The 19,167-nt window shown below is 65.6% G+C and carries 16 protein-coding genes; 8 read left to right on the top strand and 8 right to left on the bottom strand.

Features of this window, described 5'->3' with window-relative positions:
* Positions 1 to 6: 6 nt before the first annotated feature.
* From U8330_RS06105 to U8330_RS06095, 3 genes are all read right to left on the bottom strand, one after another.
* Positions 7 to 1,734, bottom strand: a complete 1,728-nt coding sequence (locus tag U8330_RS06105) for a pilus assembly protein TadG-related protein (protein WP_323107197.1) — start codon at positions 1,732 to 1,734, stop codon at positions 7 to 9.
* Positions 1,734 to 2,156, bottom strand: a complete 423-nt coding sequence (locus U8330_RS06100; protein WP_323104253.1) for a TadE/TadG family type IV pilus assembly protein — start codon at positions 2,154 to 2,156, stop codon at positions 1,734 to 1,736. Before U8330_RS06100 ends, U8330_RS06105 begins: the two co-directional genes overlap by 1 nt.
* 409 nt (positions 2,157 to 2,565) lie before the next feature.
* A complete protein-coding gene (locus U8330_RS06095; protein ID WP_323104252.1) occupies positions 2,566 to 3,642 on the bottom strand; it encodes a catalase family protein in 1,077 nt (358 codons plus the stop codon).
* A 208-nt stretch (positions 3,643 to 3,850) separates the two neighbouring features.
* On the opposite strand from U8330_RS06095, the gene U8330_RS06090 reads away from it, so the two are divergent.
* Positions 3,851 to 5,620: a PAS domain-containing protein gene (locus tag U8330_RS06090; protein ID WP_323104251.1), complete on the top strand. Its 1,770-nt coding sequence runs from the start codon at positions 3,851 to 3,853 to the stop codon at positions 5,618 to 5,620.
* A 17-nt stretch (positions 5,621 to 5,637) separates the two neighbouring features.
* Here the strand turns inward: U8330_RS06090 and U8330_RS06085 are convergent, their stop codons facing one another.
* Positions 5,638 to 5,850, bottom strand: coding sequence for a 4-oxalocrotonate tautomerase family protein (locus U8330_RS06085; protein ID WP_323104250.1), 213 nt, complete (start codon positions 5,848 to 5,850; stop codon positions 5,638 to 5,640).
* A 90-nt stretch (positions 5,851 to 5,940) separates the two neighbouring features.
* The gene (locus U8330_RS06080) at positions 5,941 to 6,681 is read right to left on the bottom strand and encodes an SDR family oxidoreductase (RefSeq protein ID WP_323104248.1); all 741 of its coding nucleotides are present in this window, start codon (positions 6,679 to 6,681) and stop codon (positions 5,941 to 5,943) included.
* A 228-nt stretch (positions 6,682 to 6,909) separates the two neighbouring features.
* Between U8330_RS06080 and U8330_RS06075 the strand changes: the two genes are divergently transcribed.
* Complete coding sequence (locus tag U8330_RS06075) at positions 6,910 to 7,851, top strand: LysR family transcriptional regulator (protein ID WP_323104247.1); 942 nt, start codon at positions 6,910 to 6,912, stop codon at positions 7,849 to 7,851.
* A 213-nt stretch (positions 7,852 to 8,064) separates the two neighbouring features.
* Entirely contained in the window at positions 8,065 to 10,293 is a 2,229-nt protein-coding gene (locus U8330_RS06070; protein ID WP_323104246.1) for a methyl-accepting chemotaxis protein, read from the top strand.
* Between the two features lie 98 nt (positions 10,294 to 10,391).
* Here U8330_RS06070 and U8330_RS06065 read toward each other — a convergent pair whose 3' ends face one another.
* Positions 10,392 to 10,883 carry a cytochrome b gene (locus U8330_RS06065; RefSeq protein ID WP_323104245.1) on the bottom strand — a complete coding sequence of 164 codons (492 nt, stop codon included), beginning with the start codon at positions 10,881 to 10,883 and terminating at the stop codon, positions 10,392 to 10,394.
* 101 nt (positions 10,884 to 10,984) lie between these two features.
* Positions 10,985 to 12,040: a LacI family DNA-binding transcriptional regulator gene (locus tag U8330_RS06060; RefSeq protein ID WP_323104243.1), complete on the bottom strand. Its 1,056-nt coding sequence runs from the start codon at positions 12,038 to 12,040 to the stop codon at positions 10,985 to 10,987.
* A 111-nt stretch (positions 12,041 to 12,151) separates the two neighbouring features.
* Between U8330_RS06060 and U8330_RS06055 the strand changes: the two genes are divergently transcribed.
* Complete coding sequence (locus U8330_RS06055) at positions 12,152 to 12,988, top strand: phytanoyl-CoA dioxygenase family protein (protein ID WP_323104242.1); 837 nt, start codon at positions 12,152 to 12,154, stop codon at positions 12,986 to 12,988.
* 66 nt (positions 12,989 to 13,054) lie between these two features.
* Here U8330_RS06055 and U8330_RS06050 read toward each other — a convergent pair whose 3' ends face one another.
* Complete coding sequence (locus U8330_RS06050; protein ID WP_323104240.1) at positions 13,055 to 14,071, bottom strand: LacI family DNA-binding transcriptional regulator; 1,017 nt, start codon at positions 14,069 to 14,071, stop codon at positions 13,055 to 13,057.
* Between the two features lie 219 nt (positions 14,072 to 14,290).
* Here U8330_RS06050 and U8330_RS06045 point away from each other — a divergent pair, with 219 nt between their 5' ends.
* The 4 genes from U8330_RS06045 (at position 14,291) to U8330_RS06030 (ending at position 19,161) form a co-directional block, all read left to right on the top strand.
* Positions 14,291 to 15,274 carry an ABC transporter substrate-binding protein gene (locus tag U8330_RS06045; RefSeq protein WP_323104239.1) on the top strand — a complete coding sequence of 328 codons (984 nt, stop codon included), beginning with the start codon at positions 14,291 to 14,293 and terminating at the stop codon, positions 15,272 to 15,274.
* Between the two features lie 279 nt (positions 15,275 to 15,553).
* Complete coding sequence (locus U8330_RS06040) at positions 15,554 to 17,068, top strand: sugar ABC transporter ATP-binding protein (protein ID WP_323107194.1); 1,515 nt, start codon at positions 15,554 to 15,556, stop codon at positions 17,066 to 17,068.
* Complete coding sequence (locus tag U8330_RS06035) at positions 17,065 to 18,069, top strand: ABC transporter permease (RefSeq protein WP_323104238.1); 1,005 nt, start codon at positions 17,065 to 17,067, stop codon at positions 18,067 to 18,069. The genes U8330_RS06040 and U8330_RS06035 overlap by 4 nt, the downstream gene beginning before the upstream one ends.
* Before the next feature lie 111 nt (positions 18,070 to 18,180).
* Positions 18,181 to 19,161 (top strand): ABC transporter permease, encoded by a 981-nt coding sequence (locus tag U8330_RS06030; RefSeq protein WP_323104237.1) that lies wholly within the window; start codon positions 18,181 to 18,183, stop codon positions 19,159 to 19,161.
* Positions 19,162 to 19,167 lie beyond the last annotated feature (6 nt).

Genomic DNA, 19,167 nt, shown 5'->3' with positions numbered 1-19,167 from the left:
CGGGGATCATTGGACGAGAACGGGAGGGGAGCAGCTGACGCCCGTAACCCGCAGATCCGCCTCCCCCACCCGTACGCCCGCCGTTGCCAGAAGCCGGTCGATCAGCGCGTCGAGACTGGGCGTGGCGGCGGCCAGGGTCTTGGCCAGAGCGGCCTGGATCAGCTTGGGCGAACCAACGGAAAGAAAGAGAATGCGGATATCCACCTCGAGCGTGGACAGAAGCGATTGGGTGGCTGAAGTCACCATCCCGTCGCTCGACACCGTCTTGGTGGTACCGACGGCAATCTCGGTGGGCGAGAAGCTCAACCGGCGATGCTTGAGCGCGCCGACGTCGGTCTGCGCGATCCCATCGATCGAGAGCAGCCCGCTGTCGACGAGCCGCGCCTTCGTCACCCGCGGCGTCCGACCGAAATTGCGAAGCACCGTCGGATCGACATCGCCGATCGAAAGCTCCGCCACGCCCGGAACGGCGTCGAGGATCACGGTCGCATTGGCCGGCGCACGGCTGTGGCACTGGATATCGGCAAGCTTCGCCTCGGCATGCGCCACCTCGAGATAGAGCGGCAGGCGAATCTTGATGCCGGCCAGCTCCGCCAGACCGTCGATCGTCACGGTTGCTGCCAGGCGCACCTGGCTGGTACGGACCGCATCGCCCAAGGTGCCGAACCGGTTCGGCGGTGTGCCGACGGGCGGCTCGCCGATCGCAAGCGCCAGATCGACCTTTCCAAGTCCCGGCAGCCCTGCCGCCGTTTCCACCGAGACCAGCTTGCCGCCGCTGGCGAGCGCCGCGCTGGCCTGCAGGAGATCGAGCAGGCCAAGCCTCATCTGCAGGCCGGATCCACTCTGGACACGAAGCGGCTCCTTGCTGCCGAGATCAAGCAGCGACGAGAGCTTAAAGGTTGGACCGGATTTCGGCAGGGATCCCACCAGGCTGCGGAGCAGAGCGCCGGCCGGAGAGGAAAGCCCGGGCGCCCGCGCGATCCCGCCGAGCAGCTGCGCCACCGAGATCTCAGCATCCAGCAGGTCCTCGTAGGTCGCGGTGGTGAGCGAAAGCTCCTTCATCAGACCTTGTGCCAGGTCCGTCGCGCCGACATTTGCGGCGGCAAGAAGGCGGTAGTCCACCGCCTTCAGGCTGATGGTCGTGCCGAGCATCTGGCTGAGGATCGCATTGAGAAGTCCGCCATCGAGGCTCGCGAGCCGCGAGCCGATGGAAAAACCCGCCTGTTTTTGAGCGGCGGAGGTGCCCGTCGCCGCCATGATCGGCGCCGTCGTGAACAGGCCTGCAAAGAACAGCGTTCCCGCCTTCTGAACCGTAACCCGCGCGCCGTCATGCGGCTGCGCACCCACGGTAAACCGAAGCGCGACATCGGCCGAACGGTCGGCGATATAGCGGCCCTTCTCGATCGTCACGCGGCCGAGACCGGGAGGGACCGAAGCCTCGTCATAGGTCTGGCCCGAGGCATCGATCCAGCCGCGCGGCGTTTTGACCACCACATCGACGCCGTTGTCCTGCAGATGCGCCATGGCGGCCTGTTCGGCATTGGCGAGGTTGGAGGCAACGGCGATGGAGGCGAGATCCGCGACGGTCTGCAACTGGCGTCGCTCGAGTGCCAGGTGACCGAAATCGACACCGAGTGCCATCAGCCCTGCGCAGAGCGGCATGAACAGAGCCGTCATTACCGCGACATTGCCGTCCCGACCTCGCAGACAGTCGCCTATCCGGTTGCATGGCATCACAGACCGCCGATCCGGATCGAAGCTGTGCGGACGATGACGTGGTCCGGGAGCGCAAAAGTGAGGAGGTTCCAGATCGGCAGGTCGCCTGCATCATAGGACAGGGTGACGGTGAACTGGTTCGGCCGGATCCTGTCGTCCTCAACCGATACGTTCAAGCGGCGTCCATCGACCAGCGTGAAGCCGCTGGCTTCGCTGCTGATGTATTCATGGGCCAGAAGCTTTCTCTCCTCGGCCGAAAGTCCAGCCACCGCCACCCGGACAGTATCGGAGGCCATGGCCTGTAGAGAATGGCATGTCGCGATGTAGAAACCCCACGCGATCATGCTGAAGAGGCAGAGTATGAACAGCGGGCAAATGAGCGCGAACTCAACCGCAGCCCCGCCGCTGTTCTGGCGACGTAAGCGTGATACAGACATCATCACGAGACCTGGATTTGTTTTCGGCACCAAACCAACCGGGTGCGCTATAAAGTTGTACTCCACAACTTAACAAGAAATGAACGGCGCATCCCTTGGATTAGGTAGGAAATTAACACTTCTACCGGGGGTTACAGGGGGTGAAATCCTTACTTTCGAAAGAAAGTGCTGACCAAGCGATTGGTTTTTCGTGTCAACCGGAAAATTGGGGTAGAGCCAGATCGGCTGCCGAACTGGTTCCACGCGCAGACGATCGGTCTGTTTCTAACACTCGGGCAAACGGACGCCATCGCCCAGATTGAGCGAAAATGCAGCTTCAAGAGTAAAGAATGAACGGTATCAACCAAAAGGGGCACCAACACACTCCGGTGCCGGTGCCCCTTCGGTCGGGTTTTAAGCCTGTCCCGCCGCGTCAGCCTTGCGGCTCGAGGATCGGGCAGCCGTTGAACCGGGCGCGGAAACCGGCGGAATGCTCATAGGGCTCGCGGCGGGCGCGATTGATGTTGCCGAGGGGCTGGTGGGCGGCAAGGCCGGTCCAGACGCTGAAGCGCATCTCCTCGTTCACTTTCTGCACCTGCTCCGGGCTCCAGCTGTCCTGGGGCGCCGCGGCGAGCGTGGCGACGGTCAGGAAGGGGGCGTCCTCCTCCTTCCACTCCACCGTCGGATCCTCGATCGGCTGGGCTTCGAGGTCCCGGCAGAGCTGGACCTGGAACTCCCAGACCGCCTGCGTGTCGCGCATCTCGGCCTGCACGGTCTCGCGGATCGCATCCTCGCTGGCGCTGGTATCGATGATCGTTCCCGTGCGCCGGGTCAGGTCCGGGGAAACAGGCTTGACGCGAAACTTCGCGACATGGTCTCCATAGCGAAAGGGTGTGACGCTGAAATAGGTCTCGCCCAAGGGATCGACATTCGGCGCGCCGCCGAGCGACTGGACCGCCGAGCTCGACAGGCCGACCGCTTCCAGCGCCGTGTTCACGCCGCGCAGCACGCTCGACATCACCACCTTCGTGCCTTCCATGCGGTCGGTCGTCTTGGCGAGAAGCTTGAGGTTCTTCAGGAACTTGTCGGCCGTCTTGGCCTGAAAGACCGGCCCGTTCACCATCACGAAGTCCTGCGACACGCCGTGCGCACCGGCAAGGCGCTCGCCTTCGACCCCGACGATCTTGATCGCCAGGCCGCGTGGCAGGGAAATCGTGTCGGGTAGGATATCGCCGGCATTGGTCGACATGCGCAGGAAGGCCGTGTAGCGGCCGGGCTTCGCAAAGAGCCCTTGCGCCAGCTCGGGCGGCAGGCCGTCATGCACCTCCATCGTCCCCTTCAGAATGCCGTGGGATTTGGCATGAACGGAGCGGACGGCATGGCCGTAGTCCTCGGCCGTTCTTTGAAGGATCGTGTCGAAGGCCTCGTTCAGGCCGGCAACGACCTCCGTCTCGTCGGGATCGATGGTCTCGAGGCTGGGTGAAAAGCGGATGGGAGCGGTTCCGGTCATGATGACGTCCTTATGATGACCGCTAACAACGCCGCAGCGCCTTCTCTCGTTCCTTCACAACCTGCAGATATGCTTACAGAAGCGGCGGCAGCCTGGCGCAAGGCGTAAGGGGTTGATTACCTGTTCCGCGCGCGGTGATCATGGGCGGCGTGCGAATCCCTTTCGGGAACGCTGCACACTCCTCAGGCGTGAAAGGCATGTGGACTGAATGCGTCAACACCGATCCTCCGCCTGGCTCGACCGGCTGCTCGTCTGGTCGCTGGCGCATCCCGTCAAGCCGCTTCAAGGCTTTGCGGCGATCGTCGTGGCGGTGGCGCTCGTCGCGGTGATCCGGGTCTATTTCGTCACCTCGGTCGCGCCCTGGATGCTGTTCATCCCGGCCGTGGTCGCGGCCGGGCTGCTGATCGGCCGGGAGGCCGCCATCTTCGCAAGCCTGCTTTCGGTCATCACCGCAAGCCTGACGCTCGGTCAGGCGAGCAATCCCACCTGGATGACCATGCCGCAATGGGGCGGCACGCTGCTCTTCCTCGTCATCACACTCGTGCTGGGCATTGTCTCGGCGGGTCTGCGCAACGCCTTCGCCCGCCATGCCAAGCTGGCCGAGGATCATGCCCGCACGAACGAGGCGCTGCGCGAGCGCGAAAGCTTTCTGGCCAGCATCCTGGCAAGCTCGACCGACTGCATCGAGGTGGTCGATCGGGACGGCACGATCCGCTTCATGTCCGAGGGCGGCCTGCGGACGATGCAGATCGACGATCCGGCTTTGGTCGTGGGCAGACCCTGGCTGGATTTCTGGGGAACGGCCGAGCACGACAAGGCGCGCGCCGCGCTGGCGCGGGCGCGCGATGGCGGCTCCAGCCACTTCATCGGTCAGGCGCCCACCCTGGATGGCACGCTGCGCTGGTGGGACGCGGCCGTCACGCCCATCCCCGGACCGGACGGACGGGCGGAGCGGATCCTCTCCGTTTCGCGTGACATCACGCTGTCCCGGGCCGACGAGGCGGAGCGCCGCAGGCTGAGCCGCATCGTCGAAACCACGACCGACTTCATCGGCCTGGCCGATGCCGGCGGCACCGTCTTCTTCCTCAATGACGCCGCGCTCCAGCTGCTCGGCCTCGACAAAAGCGCGTTCGGCACGATCCGGCTCGAGGATTTCTTTGCTCCAGAGCAAGGCGGGCAGTCGCAGGAGGCGCTGCTCGGCAGCGTCGCCGCCGAGGGCAGCTGGTCCGGCGAGCGCCTGTTCCGACATGCAGGGACCGGCGAAGCGATCCCCGTTCTCTGCACGCTCTTCCCCGTCACCGCCAGCGACGGATCGCTGATCGGCTATGGCACGGTTACGCGGGATTATCGCGACCAGAAACGGATGGAAGCGCAGCAGAAACTCTTGAACGACGAGCTCAGCCACCGGCTGAAGAACGTGCTGTCCGTCGTCCAGTCGGTCGCCTCGCAGACACTCCGCCAGGCGGACGATCTGGCTAGCGCCAACCGTGCGCTCTCCGCTCGGCTGGTGGCGCTCGGCGAAGCGACCTCGGTTCTGACCGCCAGCTCCTGGTCGTCTGCCGGGCTGGAGGCGATGGTGCAGTCCGTGCTCGGCCATCACGGAACGATCGGCGAGCGGATCCGCCTGTCCGGCCCGCCGCTGACCCTTCGCGCCAATGGCGCGCTTGCCTTTGCGCTCGCTCTGCACGAGCTTGCCACCAATGCCTCGAAATACGGGGCCCTCTCGACCGAGAGCGGCTATGTTTCGCTGCACTGGTCGGTGAGCGAAGAGAGCGAGGCGGCACCGCGGCTTCACCTTGTCTGGCAGGAGATCGGCGGGCCGCCGGTCAGCCCGCCGGCCCGGCGCGGTTTCGGCTCGACAATGATCGAGCGCTCGCTGCAGGCCTATTTCCAGGGCGAGACCCGGCTGTTCTACGATGTCGGCGGCCTGCGGTTCGAGATCGACTGCCCGCTCGATGCCGCCGCCCTGCAGGGCTGACGGCGGCCGGGCGGCGCTCAGTCGCGGGCGCGATAGGCGTCGGGGACGGTGAAGACCTCATCCGCCCGGGCATAGCCGCCATCGGCGATATCCTCGATCAGCACCATGGTGTGCGGCCGGGCGGCCTCGGAGAAATAGCCGACCATCATATCGGTCGTGCGGTGGACGAGCTCTTCCTTCTGCGCGCGGCTGAGCGCGCCTTCCGGCAGTTTGAAATTGACGAAGGGCATGGGAAATCCTTTCCGGCCGCGCCGGATCTGGGGTTGAAGCCTGTGTGGAAGATGGAGGGAGCCGGCCGGTGCCGGCGCCCGGAGGCCGTGTCAGATGGCGCCGCCATTGACGCGGATGGTCTGCCCGTTGATCCAGCCGCCATCCGGCCCGACAAGGGCGGAGACAACACGCGCAATATCGTCCACTTCGCCGAAGCGGCCGAGCGGGATCATGCTGCGCAGGCGGTTGAGCGTCGCTTCGTCCTTGCCGTTGAAGAACAGCTCGGTGGCGACCGGGCCGGGAGCGACCGTGTTGACGGTGATCCGACGGGGCCCGAGTTCCTTGACGAGCACATGGGTCATGGCCTCGACGGCCGCCTTGGTGGCCGCATAGACACCATAGGTCGGCGGATAGAGACCGACGACGCTGCTCGAGAAGTTGACGATCCTGCCATCATTGCGAAGACGCTTGGCCGCTTCGCGCAGTCCGTTGAATGTGCCCTTGAGGTTGATCGACACCATCCGGTCGAAGGCATCATCCGTCATTTCCGACAGCGGGGCCAGCGACAGGATGCCGGCATTGTTGATCAGCATGTCGACGCCGCCAAAGGCCGTCTCCGCCTGATCAAAAAGAGCGCGCATGGCCGCCGTGTCGCTGACATCGGCCTTGATCGCCCTCGCCTCGCCGCCAGCCGCCGCGATCTCCTCGACCACCAAGGCGGCCGCCTCGGCGCTGCCTGCATAGTTGACGACCACCCGCAGCCCATCGGCCGCAAGCCGCCTGGCAATGGCGGCGCCGATCCCGCGTGATGCGCCGGTGACGATCGCAACCTTCTTGTCCATCTCGCTCATTTCAGTCTCTCCTTCTGCCTAGCCCGACTGACCGTGCGGACCAGCCGGATTGCAGGAGCGGATCTGTGGCCCTTTCCCCTCCCATTCGGCCAGGAAAAGCCGGCCCATCCGGAAAGGAGGATCAACCGCCCTGCCTTCTGAACCTAATTGTTTGCGCAAAGACCCGGTAGCTGCGGCAGTGCAACTTCATCATTTCAAAATCGGCAACAATCGCCTAAACCACCCCGCATGGATCGACTGGACATCATGCGGCTTTTCGTGCGGATCGTGGAGCGCGGCAGCTTCGCGCAGGCGGCGCGCGACCTGCAAATCCCCCGCCCGACCGCCACCCACGCCATCCAGAGGCTGGAGCGTGACCTCGGCGTGCGCTTGCTGGAGCGCACGACGCGCGCCGTGCGGCCGACGCTGGACGGCCTCTTCTACCGCGACCGCTGCCTGCGCCTCCTGGCCGATCTCGAGGAGATCGAAACGGCGTTTCGCCAAAGCGCGCCGCAGGGCCCGCTGCGCGTCGACCTGCAGGGCACGATCGCCCGCTTCTTCATCCTCCCCGCCTTGCCGGACTTCGTCCGCCGCTACCCCGGGATCGCCCTGTCCTTGAGCGAGGGCGACCGGCTGGTCGATCTGGTTGCGGAGGGTGTGGACTGCGTGGTTCGTGCGGGAGACCCGGCCGTGCCCTCGCTCATCGGGCGGCGCATCGCGCTCCTGCCCCAGGCAACGCTCGCCAGCCCCGATTATCTGCAGCGGCAGGGCACGCCGCAAACGCCGGACGATCTGCCCGGCCACCGCATGGTCGGCTATTCCGCCGCCGCCACCGGCCGCGCCTATCCGCTCGATTTTACGATCGACGGACGGGTCAAGGAGGTGGCGCTGCCGCATGACGTGCTGGTGCGCGGGGCGGAGCTCTATACGGCAGCCGGCCTGGCAGGCTTCGGCCTCTTCCAGGTGCCGCGCTACCGCGTGCGGGCGCCGATCGCGGCCGGCGACCTGGTGCCGATCCTCGAGGCCTTCGCCCCGCCACCGGTCCCGGTCTGGGCCCTCTACCCCCAAAACCGTCATCTCGCACCCCGGCTTCGGGTGTTCCTGGACTGGCTGATCGACCTGTTCGACCAACCCGCCACACGCGCAATGCTTGCCGAGCCGATGTGCGGGGGCAAGGAAAAACATCTGTAATTGAAACGCTTGCACGCATCATGCTTGCGCCGATGCTTTGTTCGATGCGGAGTATCTTGCGGGTACCGCTTCAAGATGTAAGGCGCGCAAAGGCAGCCTCCAAGGGCAGGTTCTCGCCGCCGATATCGCGCAGAATAGGTAGTTTTTGCTTAACCCGATCTTCAAATGTTTTATTCAACTTACGGACTTTCCTTGATGACAAGCAGGCAGTCCGTGGCGAACGCAACCGTAAAACATCCACTCTGGATCAAGATCACCGCTTACGGCTTTGCCGCCGTTTTGTTTTCTTCGATGACGATCGGCGCGATCGCCTGGTACCGGCAATCCGCCTCCACGGCGGATACGGTCAGCCGGGAGGCGGCGGCGGATCTGGCTTTGATCGAGACAGACATGGACGGCCAGCGCCGCAGCACGGCCGCCCTGGCGCTGGCGCTTGCCGGCGAACCGGACATGGCCGGGCTCATCGAGAGCAATGCCCGCGACGCCCTCGTCGCGCGTTATGGAGCCGCCATGCCGTCGATCGTCAAGCAGGGTGGCATCACCTTGATCACGGCGGTTAACGCCAAGGGCGAGGCGGTGGCGCGCATTCACGCGCCGGAGAAGTTCGGCGACGACATGACAACGCGGCGCAAGACCATTGTCGACGCGCTGAAGAGCGGCAGCCTCGTCGCCGGCATCGAGCCGGGCCGCACCGCGGTCAGCATGTTTGCCTCCGCACCGATCAAGCGCGGCGACACGGTGGTGGGCGTCATCGACGCCGGCACGGCGCTGACCAATGATTATTTCAAGGCGATCGCCGGCCAGATCGGCGGGGAGATCGTCATCCACGTCCTGCAGGAGGGCAAGTTCGTCAAGCAGGCGGCAACGATCGACAGCGACCTGCTCGACGAGGCGGCGTTGAAGTCTGTCTTCGAGGGGACGCCGCTGCGCCGCGACCTGACGCTCGGCGACCGGCACTTCGTCATCGATGCCCAGCCGCTGAAGAATTTTTCCGGCAGCATCATCGGCGTGATGGAAGTGGCTTCGGACGTGACGGCCGTCATCGATGAGGCACAGGAAGCCGTGTTCATCACCATTGCCAGCACGGTGGCGGTCTCGCTGCTTTCGCTGATCGGCTTCTTCGTCTTCGCCCGCGCGCTTGCCTCGGTGCTGGCCCGGATGACCGAGACCATGACGCAGCTCGCCGGCGGCGACCTGTCAGCCGAGGTCTCGGGCGACAAGCGGGCCGACGAGGTGGGCGCCATGGCGCGTGCCGTGCAGGTGTTCAAGGAGAATGGCCTCAAGGCGCGCGCGCTCGAAACCGAGGCCGAGCGCCACCGTGCGGCAAGCGACGAGGAGCGTCGGCGCAGTCAGGAGATCGAGCGGGAGCGCACCGAGGCCATGGCGCAGGCGACAGGCGGCCTCGCCAACGGGCTGAAGCACCTTTCGGCCGGCGATCTCGCCTTCCAGATCACCGAAACCTTCCATGCGGATTTCGAAAGCCTGCGCGCCGACTTCAACCAGGCGGTGGACCAGCTGCGCACGACGCTGGCGGCAGTGTCGGACGCCACCAGCTCGATCGACGGCGGCTCGCGCGAGATCAGCCGCAGTGCCGACGATCTGTCGAAGCGCACCGAGCAGCAGGCGGCCTCGCTGGAAGAAACCGCCGCCGCGCTCGACGAGATCACCGCCAATGTCTCCAATTCCTCCAAGCGGGCCGAGGAAGCACGCACCGTCGCCATCCAGGCCAATGACAGCGCCCGCCAGTCCGGCGCCGTCGTCGCCAATGCCGTCGATGCGATGAGCAAGATCGAGCAGTCCTCCAACCAGATCTCCTCGATCATCGGCGTGATCGACGAGATCGCCTTCCAGACCAACCTGCTCGCGCTCAACGCCGGTGTGGAAGCCGCCCGCGCAGGCGAAGCCGGCAAGGGCTTTGCGGTCGTGGCCCAGGAGGTGCGCGAGCTTGCCCAGCGCTCGGCCCAGGCCGCCAAGGAGATCAAGGACCTGATCCGCAATTCCTCCGGCGAGGTGCAGAACGGCGTCAAGCTCGTCAGCCAGACCGGCGAGGCGCTGAAGACCATCGAAGGCTACATCGTCACCATCAACCAGCACATGGATTCGATCGCCACCTCGGCGCGCGAACAGTCGGTCGGCCTGTCGGAGGTCAACACCGCCGTCAACCAGATGGACCAGGTGACCCAGCAGAACGCCGCCATGGTGGAAGAAACCAATGCCGCCGGCGCGACGCTCGCCAGCGAAGCGGCGCGGCTGAAGGACATGGTCAGCCATTTCCGCCTCGGTGGCGCCAGCGCCACGCTCGTCCGGCAAGCGGAAAACCAGGCCCCGGTTGTGCGCGCTGCATCCCCCGCGCGCACGCTGGTCGGCAAGATCGGCCGTGCCTTCTCCGGCCGGGCGGCTGCCGCCGCACAGCCCGCCGGCGACAGCTGGGAAGAGTTCTAAGGCGCGATAAACCTTTCGGCAGGATTCACGCGTCGCCCGTCTCCGGGCGGCGCGTTTTTGCGTGGAGGTGGCATCCCGGTCTTTCTTCGCCACAGCGCTCAGGCGCGAGCGCGGATCATCCGCATCAGCGTGCCGTCCTTGACCACAAACTGATGGAACAGTGCGCCGGCGGCGTGCGCGAGGATCAGCACGATGAAGACCGGCTTGGCGGCGGCGTGGATATCGCCGAACTCTTCGGAGACGTAGACGGCGAGGAGGCCGGCGATCGGGGTTGCGAACAGCAGGGCGTAGAACAGCCAGTGCACGGTCGTCGCCGCCTTGCGGGTCAGGGCAGTGCCGGCCGGTTCGGGTGCGCCGTGGGTCAGCCGCGCGACAAGGCGGACCAGGACCAGCGCAAGAATCGACAGGCCGACCCAGTAATGGGCGGAGGCCAGAAACTGGTCGGAGCCGGAGACCGTCGCCCCCTCCTCCGCCGCATCGACGACGTTTGTCATGCTCTCGCCGAAGACGAGCTGGAACAGCACGGCCGCGGCGATCAGCCAGTGCAGGGCGATTTGCAGGGTGGAATAGCGGGCGGATGCAGCGTCCATGGGGTCCTCAAAGACTGGAGTGGCGATCCGTCCTGCTAGACCGCGGCATCCGTCGAACGCCTGTCTGCGAGGCGTAGCGGCCGCCGTTGCCGCCGCTTCGACTATCGGGTGGGATGGCGCGGCGGCGCCACGGTCGCGCGCTCGATGAAGGCGCAGGCGACCTTGTGCGGCGCATGCGGCAGAGCCTCCGCTGCCGGCGGATGGTCCAGGCGACGCACGGCCCAGGCGCCCATGGCGCGATGCGGCAGGTCGAGCGTCGTCAGCTGCGGCCGGAGATGGCGCGCCAGTTCCTCGTCGTCATAGCCGATGACGGAGATATCGCCCGGCACGCTGAGGCCCGCCTCGCGCAGCGCCGTCATGCAGCCCCAGGCCATCTTGTCGTTCTGGCAGAAGATCGCCGTCGGCCGCTCGGGCAAGGCCAGCAGCTGCTGCGTCGCCTCATAGCCCGAGGTCGGCGTCCAGCTGCCCTGCGCGACCAGCCGGTCGTCATAGTCGATCCCGGCCTTGCGCAGCGCCTTGCGATAGCCGATCAGCCGGTCCTGCGCGGCCTCCATGAAGCTTTCGCCGGTGATGGTGCCGATACGCTGGTGGCCCTTGTCGATCAGCGCGCTCGTCGCCAGTCTTCCGCCATTGATTTCGTCGGGCACGACGGAGGGGAAGCGGTTGTCGCTCGTGTAGCAGTTGAGCAGCACCAGCGGCACCGGCAGCGTCTCGAACATCGGATCGAGCGCCACGCGGCGCGTGAAGATCGACATATAGATGAGGCCCTGCACGCCCGCCCTCGAGAGACGATCCAGAGCGCGCCGCTCATGCTCGGCGCGGCCCTGCGTCTGGGCGACGAGAATGGTCACGTCGGCCTCCCAGGATTCCTGCCGCGCCCCTTCGATCGCGTTCACCGCTTCCGTGGTCGTGGCGAGCTGATCGACCACGAAGCCGATGCAGCCGCCGCGCAGCTCGTCGAGCCCCGCCCTGCGCAGGAAGCTCTTCTGCCCGTAACCGAGCGTACGCGCCGCCTCGACCACACGGGCCCGCAGCTCCGCGGAAATCTTGATGTCTGTGACGTTGTTCAAGACGACGGACACGGTGGCCTGCGAGCAGCCGGCGGCCTTCGCCACATCCATCATGGTCACGCGCTTCGAAGTCTTCTGGCTGCTCACGGGTTCGTCCATTCGAAAGTTCTGAACCGGTCGTAACCCGGACGGAACGGATTTTCCATTGACTAATAATTATTAGTCGCGGTAGGCTGTATAGGTCGAGGAGGACACATCATGAATGCACATGCACAATTCGACTATGATCTCGCCGCTCACCTGAAGACGCTGTCCGAGGATGGCATCATCGGCCTCAAGGGCGCCTTCTCCCCGCAATGGGCGGACGAGATGCGCGAGGACATGATGACCGCCTTCTGGTCGGCCATCCAGCGCCCGGGCGGCGCCGTCGGGCGCGGACCACGCCGCTGGTATGTCGAGATCCATCCGCAGGACTTCCGCGGTTTCGTCGATCTCATCACCCACCCCTGGGTCGTCGATGTCTGCACCAATGTGCTCGGACCCGACTATCAGATCGTCGAGATCGGTCTGGACGTGCCGTTCCAAGGTGCCAAATACCAGCCCTGGCACCGCGACTTCCCCTCGCCGGTCGATACCTATCAGGATCGCCGCATCACCTCGCTCGCCTTCAACCTGACCGGCGTCGACGTGACGGAGGATATGGGCCCCTTCGAGGTGGCGCCCGGCACGCAATATGACGACGGCCGCGAGTGGAAGCACGAGATGTTTCCGGACAAGGCGCTCTGGGGCCGTTTCCAGGAACGCGCGACCCGCAAGTTCCCCAAGCGCGGCGACATTTCCTGCCGCTCGGCCCTCACCGTCCATCGCGGCACCGAACATCTCTCGCCGATCGCCCGGCCGGTCATGGTGCTCGGCGTCGATGCGCCGGGCGCAGGCCATGCCGAGCTGCACGACATGATGGTGACCAAGGAATGGCACGACGCCCTGCCCGAGATCGCCCGCAAGCACCTCGTTTGCCGCGTCGTCGACGAGCTGATCCCGATCACGCAGAAGCACGATATCGAAGGCTTGGTCATGGGCGCCGACCCGGCCTGAACCGACACGGCAGCAGGCTCTTCTCGAACGGTCGGCAACCGCGTTGCCGGCCGTTTTGCGTCTTGCCTAGCGGCGCCAAGCGGCGGTGGTGGCGCGGGTGACGACCGGGCCGTCGACCTTCAGCACCATCGGCCGCACCGGCTTGCCATGCACCGCCATGTCGATCAGCAGTTCGCAGGCCTTCTGACCCATCTCGTAATTCGGAAGCAGGATGGTCGTCAGCGGCGGATGCGTGTAGCGGGCCAGTTCCTGGTCGTCATAGCCCATGATCGACAGATCCTCCGGCACCCGCAGCCCCCGTTCCGACGCTGCCTCCAGCGCCCCGATCGCCATCAGGTCGTTGCCGCAGAGAATGGCGCTCGGCGGGTCTGGCAGGGAGAGAAGCTCCAGCGCGGCCTCGTAGCCACGCAGCGGCAGCCAGTCGCCATCGCGCAGCAGCGCCGGGTCGAAGGCGATATCGGCGGTGGCCAGCGCCTGTTTATAGCCCTTCAACCGGTCGATCGCCGCATCCATCCACGGCTCGCCATTGATGAAGCCGATGCGCCGGTGGCCGAGGCCGGTCAGATGCGCCGTCGCCGCAAAGCCGCCCGCCACCTCGCCAGGCACCACGGACGGAAGGGCACGCGCTTCGCCCACGCAATTGAGCAGAACGGTCGGCAGCGCCTTCAGCGGCTCCGGCAGGCTGATGCGCCGGGTGAAGATCGTCGCATAGATGACGCCGATCACCGACGGATCGGCCAGGATGGCGGCAAGCACCGCCGCTTCCAGGTCGGGATTGGAACGGGTGACGTGGGTGGCGACGAGGAAACCCTGCTCGAAGGCGTGATCACGCGCACCGTCGAGACTTATGACCGGATGCGGGCTTGTGGAAATCTCATCGACGATGAAGGCGACCGTCGTGCCGCGCACGGGCTGGTCGCTGCGCGTCTGGTGGCGGATGCCGGGTAATCGATAGCCGATTTTATGAGCGGCCTCGCGCACCTTCATCTGCGTCTCCGCCGAAATGCGGGCCCCGGTCATCTCGTTCAGCACCAGCGACACGCTGGACTGCGAAACCCCGGCAATCCGGGCGACATCGGTCATGGTCGGCCGTGATGGACCGCCGCGCCGGCTGCGCCTGCCTCCGCTTGCCCCTGCGTGATCCACCGTCCCCTCCCGCTGCAGCGCATCCAGTTTTGTGCGGCAGCTAATAATTTTCAGCTTGACTGTTAATATCATTAGCAACAAGTTGGCCGCTGTGAAGCGCCAAATGCTTCCAACCGATCTGAGGAGGTCGGAAAATTTCTGGGAGGAGAAACTGAGATGTCCGCATTCTCACGTCGCACATTCATGCTGGCCGCCAGCGCGCTCGGTGCCGTCACCGTTCTGGCCGGCGCGGCCGGGGCGCAAGTCCCTGCGCTTAAGCAGAAGGACAGCTACAAGGTCGGCTTCGCGCAGACCGAATCGAACAATCCCTGGCGCATCGCCCAGACCGAAAGCATGAAGGCCGAAGCCGCCAAGCTCGGCTACCAGCTGGTCTATACCGATGCCGCCGGCTCCGCCGCCAAGCAGGTGGCCGACGTCAATTCCATGATCGCCCAGGGCGTCGACGTCATCTTCCTTGCGCCGCGCGAGGAGAAGCCCTTGATCCCGGCCGTCATGGCCGCCAAGAAGGCCGGCATCCCGGTCATCCTGCTCGACCGCAGCGTCGATCCGAAGCTTGCCAAGGCCGGCCAGGACTACCTGACCTTCATCGGCTCCGACTTCATCAAGGAAGGCCAGCGCGTGGCCGAGTGGCTGGTGAAGAATGCCGGCGGCAAGACCAAGATCATCGAGCTCGAAGGCACGACCGGCTCCTCGCCCGCCAATGACCGCAAGAAGGGCTTCGACGAGGCCATCAAGGCGGCCGGCGGCTTCGAGATCGTCGCATCGCAGTCCGGCGATTTTGCTCGCGACAAGGGCCGCCAGGTGGCCGAAGCCCTGCTCCAGGCCCATCCGGATGCGAACGTGATCTATGCCCACAACGACGAAATGGCGATCGGCGCCATCTCGGCCATCGAGGCCGCCGGCAAGGTGCCCGGCAAGGACATCCTGGTCCTCTCGATCGATGGCGGCAAGGAAGCCGTGGGCCTGGTGGCCGAAGGCAAGATCGCCGCGGTCGTCGAGTGCAACCCGCGCTTCGGGCCAAAGGCCTTCGAAACCATGGCCCGCTACGCCAAGGGCGAGACGATCGAGCCCTGGGTCATCAACGAAGACAAGTTCTACGACAGCTCCAATGCCAAGGCCGAGCTCGCCAACGCCTATTGATCGCTGATCGACGCCCTGCCCGGCCGCCTCCGCGCGGCCGGGCGGAGGCTTGAACCGGCGAGCCTGCGGGCCCGCCGGCTCTAGTGGAATGAATTTGACATTTGATACCCACCCGCAGCGATCTCGCTGATCAAATGTCAAATTCGTAAATTCCACTAGAAACATAAACTTACCTAGTGGTCTTCATGATTTTGACATTTGCTTTTGAGGGTTCAGCAAGCGGTGGCAAATGTCAAAATCAGACCACTAGCCCCTTCCAAGGCTTTCATGAGGATCCCCATGCTGCTCTCCATGCAGGAGATTTCCAAGTCCTTCGCCGGCGTGGCTGCCTTGCGCAACGCCGCGCTCGATGTGGACGCGGGCGAGATCATGGCGCTGGTCGGCCAGAACGGGGCCGGCAAGTCGACCCTCATCAAGATCCTGACCGGCGCCTACAGGATCGACAGCGGCCGCATCCTGTTCGACGGGCAGGAGCGCGCCTTCGGCTCGCCCGCCGACAGCCAGGCAGCCGGCATCGCCACGATCTACCAGGAGATCAACCTCGCCGCGCAGCGCTCGGTGGCCGAGAACATCTATCTCGCCCGCGAGCCGCGCCGCTTCGGCTTTCTCGACCATCGTGCCATGCGCGACGGCGCCCGCGAGATCCTCGACACCTTCAACCTCGACATCGATGTCGACCGCCCGGTCGCCCAGTTCAGCGCGGCGACGCGGCAGATGGTGGCGATCGCCCGCTCGGTGATGCAGAAGGCCAAGCTGCTGATCATGGACGAACCGACGTCCTCGCTCGACGAGCGCGAGGTGGAGATCCTGTTCCGCACCATCCGCACGCTGAAGGACAAGGGCGTCGGCGTGATCTTCATCGGCCATCGCCTCGACGAGCTCTACGCGCTCTGCGACCGGGTGACGATCATGCGCGACGGGCAGACGGTCGCCGTCGGCGCCATGGCCGACATGCCGAAGATGGCGCTGGTCCACCATATGCTGGGGCGCGAACTCGCCGCCTTCGAGGCGATCAGCAGCGGCATCCAGACTCAAGACACGCGCCCCGCACGCCTCACGCTCACCGGCGTCGGCTCCGGGCTGCGCGTGCGCGGCGTGGACCTGACGGTGCGCGAAGGGGAAATCTCCGGCCTGGCCGGCCTGCTCGGCTCCGGCCGCAGCGAAACCGCGCGCATCGTCTTCGGCGTCGATCCGCTGGAAAGCGGGAGCCTCGAGGTCTCCGGCGCCGCCCGCACCTACCGCGAGCCGGCCGACGCCATTGCCGATGGCATCGGCCTCGTTTCCGAAGACCGGAAGGTGGACGGCATCGTGCCGGATATGAGCATCCGCGAGAACATGACGCTCGCCCTGCTCCCACGGCTGCGCAAGGCCGGCATTGTCGACCGGGCGCGCGAGGATGCGATCGTCAAGCATTTCATCGCCGCCCTCCGGATCAAATGCGCCTCGCCCGACCAGCCGATCAAGGAGCTGTCCGGCGGCAACCAGCAGAAGGTTCTGCTTGCCCGCTGGCTCTGCACCGACCCGAAAGTGCTGATCGTCGACGAGCCGACGCGGGGCATCGACATCGGCGCCAAATCCGAAATCCTCAAGCTGCTGCGCACACTTGCCGACGAAGGCTTGAGCGTATTGATGATTTCCTCCGAGCTGGAGGAGCTGCTGGCCGCCGCCGACCGCATCACCGTGCTCAGCGACGGCCGCTCCGTCGCCGTTCTGCCGCGCGAGGCCATGTCGGAAAAGGCGCTGCTGGCCGCCATGGCGCATCAGGAGACGGACGCCCCAGGAGATCCGCGATGACCGTAACCGAGACCTCCCCCGCGCCGGTGGCCGAGCGCCGCCGTCTTTCCGCCCTTCAGCTCGCCAGCCGCTACGGCACGATCTCGGCCCTGGCGCTGCTGATCCTGTTCAATCTGGTGGTGACGCCGAACTTCCTGTCCTGGCAGACGCTGAACGTCAATCTGACCCAGGTGGCCGCTATCGTCATCGTCGCGACCGGCATGACGCTGGTGATCGCCACCGGCGGCATCGATCTCTCCGTCGGCTCGCTGATGGCGATCGCCGGGGCCGTGGCGCCGATGATCTTCCTGGGAACCCTGCTGCCGATCGACAACCCGGTGCTGAGCCTGACCCTGGCCTTCCTCCTGCCGATCCTGATCACCATGGCGTTCGGCTGGTTCAACGGGCTCCTGGTCACCCGCTATGCGATCCAGCCGATCGTCGCCACGCTGGTGCTGTTCATCGCCGGGCGCGGCATTGCGCAGGTCATCACCAACGGCAATCTGCAGGTGTTCAAGAACCCTGGCTTCCAGTGGATCGCCATGGGCCATGTGGCCGGCATTCCGGCACAGGTGGCGCTGATGCTGGTGGTGGCCGCGCTTGCCTGGGCGCTGATCCGCTACACCATGTTCGGAAGGCAGATCCTCGCCGTCGGCGGCAATGAGCGCGCGGCGCGGCTTGCCGGCATTCCGGTGCGGCGGGTCAAGTGCCTCGTCTATATCATCTCCGGCGGCCTGGCCGGGCTGGCGGGCCTTGTCGTGGTGGCGCGCAACTCGGCCAGCGACGCCAATCTCGTCGGCCTCGGCATGGAGCTGGATGCGATCGCCGCTGTGGCCGTCGGCGGATCGCTGCTGACGGGCGGGCGCGCCAACATCGTGGGCACGCTCATCGGCGCACTGGTGATCCAGCTGGTGCGCTACACGCTGCTCGCCAATGGCGTGCCGGATGCGGCAGCGCTCGTCGTCAAGGCCGGGCTGATCATCCTCGCCGTCTATGTCCAACAGCGCGCAGACCGTACTTAGACCGGGCGGGGCGAACGCCGCTTCGCCGCTCTCGGTCTCATTCTTTTGTTTTCCGCATGATCCGACGACGAGGCGATCCCGCTTCGTCTGGACAGGCTCAGGAGCCCCGCGATGATCCCCGCCTTTCTCCGCCCGAAAACCTCCGGCGATCTGGCGCGCCTCGGCGTCCTGGTGGCGCTGGCCGCGCTCATCCTCTTCGCCACGCTGCGCTACGACAACTTCCTCTCGCCTTTCAACATATTGAGCTTCCTGCGCTACAACTCCATGTTTGCGCTGATCGCGCTCGGCATGTGCTTCGTCATCATCACCGGCGGCATCGATCTCTCGGTCGGCGGGGTGGCGGCGTTGGCCTCGGTGGTCTCGGCCTTTGCCTCGCCCTATGGCTGGGCGGCGGGGCTGCTGGCCGGCATGGCGGCCGGGCTCGCCTTCGGGGCGCTGAACGGGATCGTCATCACCCGCATGCGCATCCAGCCCTTCATCGCAACGCTTGCCGCCATGCTCGCCTCCTACGGCCTGGCGCTTCTCCTGGCCGACAACCAGTCCGTTTCGGTCTCCTACGACACCGCCTTCACCATGCTTGGCCAGGATGATCTCCTGGGCTTCCCGATCCCCGCCTGGATCGCCCTCCTTGCCTTCGTGCTCGGCTGGCTGTTCCTCGAACGCCTGCCGGCCGGCCGGCATGTTCTGGCGGTGGGCGATGGCGAGGCGACGGCGCTCCTGATGGGTCTGAAGGTGCGGCGCACGGTCTTCTGCGTCTACGCCGTTTCCGGGCTGCTGGCCGGGCTCGCCGGCACGATCCTCGCCGCCCAGTTCGGCGCCGGCCAGCCGACAGAAGGCGTGGGCTGGGAGCTCTTCGCCATCGCCTCCGTCGTCGTTGGCGGCACGCTGCTGACCGGCGGCGCCGGTTCGGTCGGCGCGACGCTTGCCGGCGTGCTGCTGCTCGGCATGGTCTTCAACGTGCTCAACTTCGAGAACGGCCTCGGCGTCATCTCGCTGTCGGCCTACTGGCAATCCGTCATCCGCGGCCTCTTCCTCCTGGTGGTCGTCATCCTCCAGGCCAAGATCGCCAATCGAACGAGCGAGACGGCGTGAGCGCGC

It is taken from the genome of Rhizobium sp. CC-YZS058, assembly GCF_034720595.1.
Taxonomy (GTDB): domain Bacteria; phylum Pseudomonadota; class Alphaproteobacteria; order Rhizobiales; family Rhizobiaceae; genus Ferranicluibacter.
The sequence above is the reverse complement of the archived record's forward strand: the minus strand, read 5'-3'. Positions and strand labels throughout refer to the sequence as shown.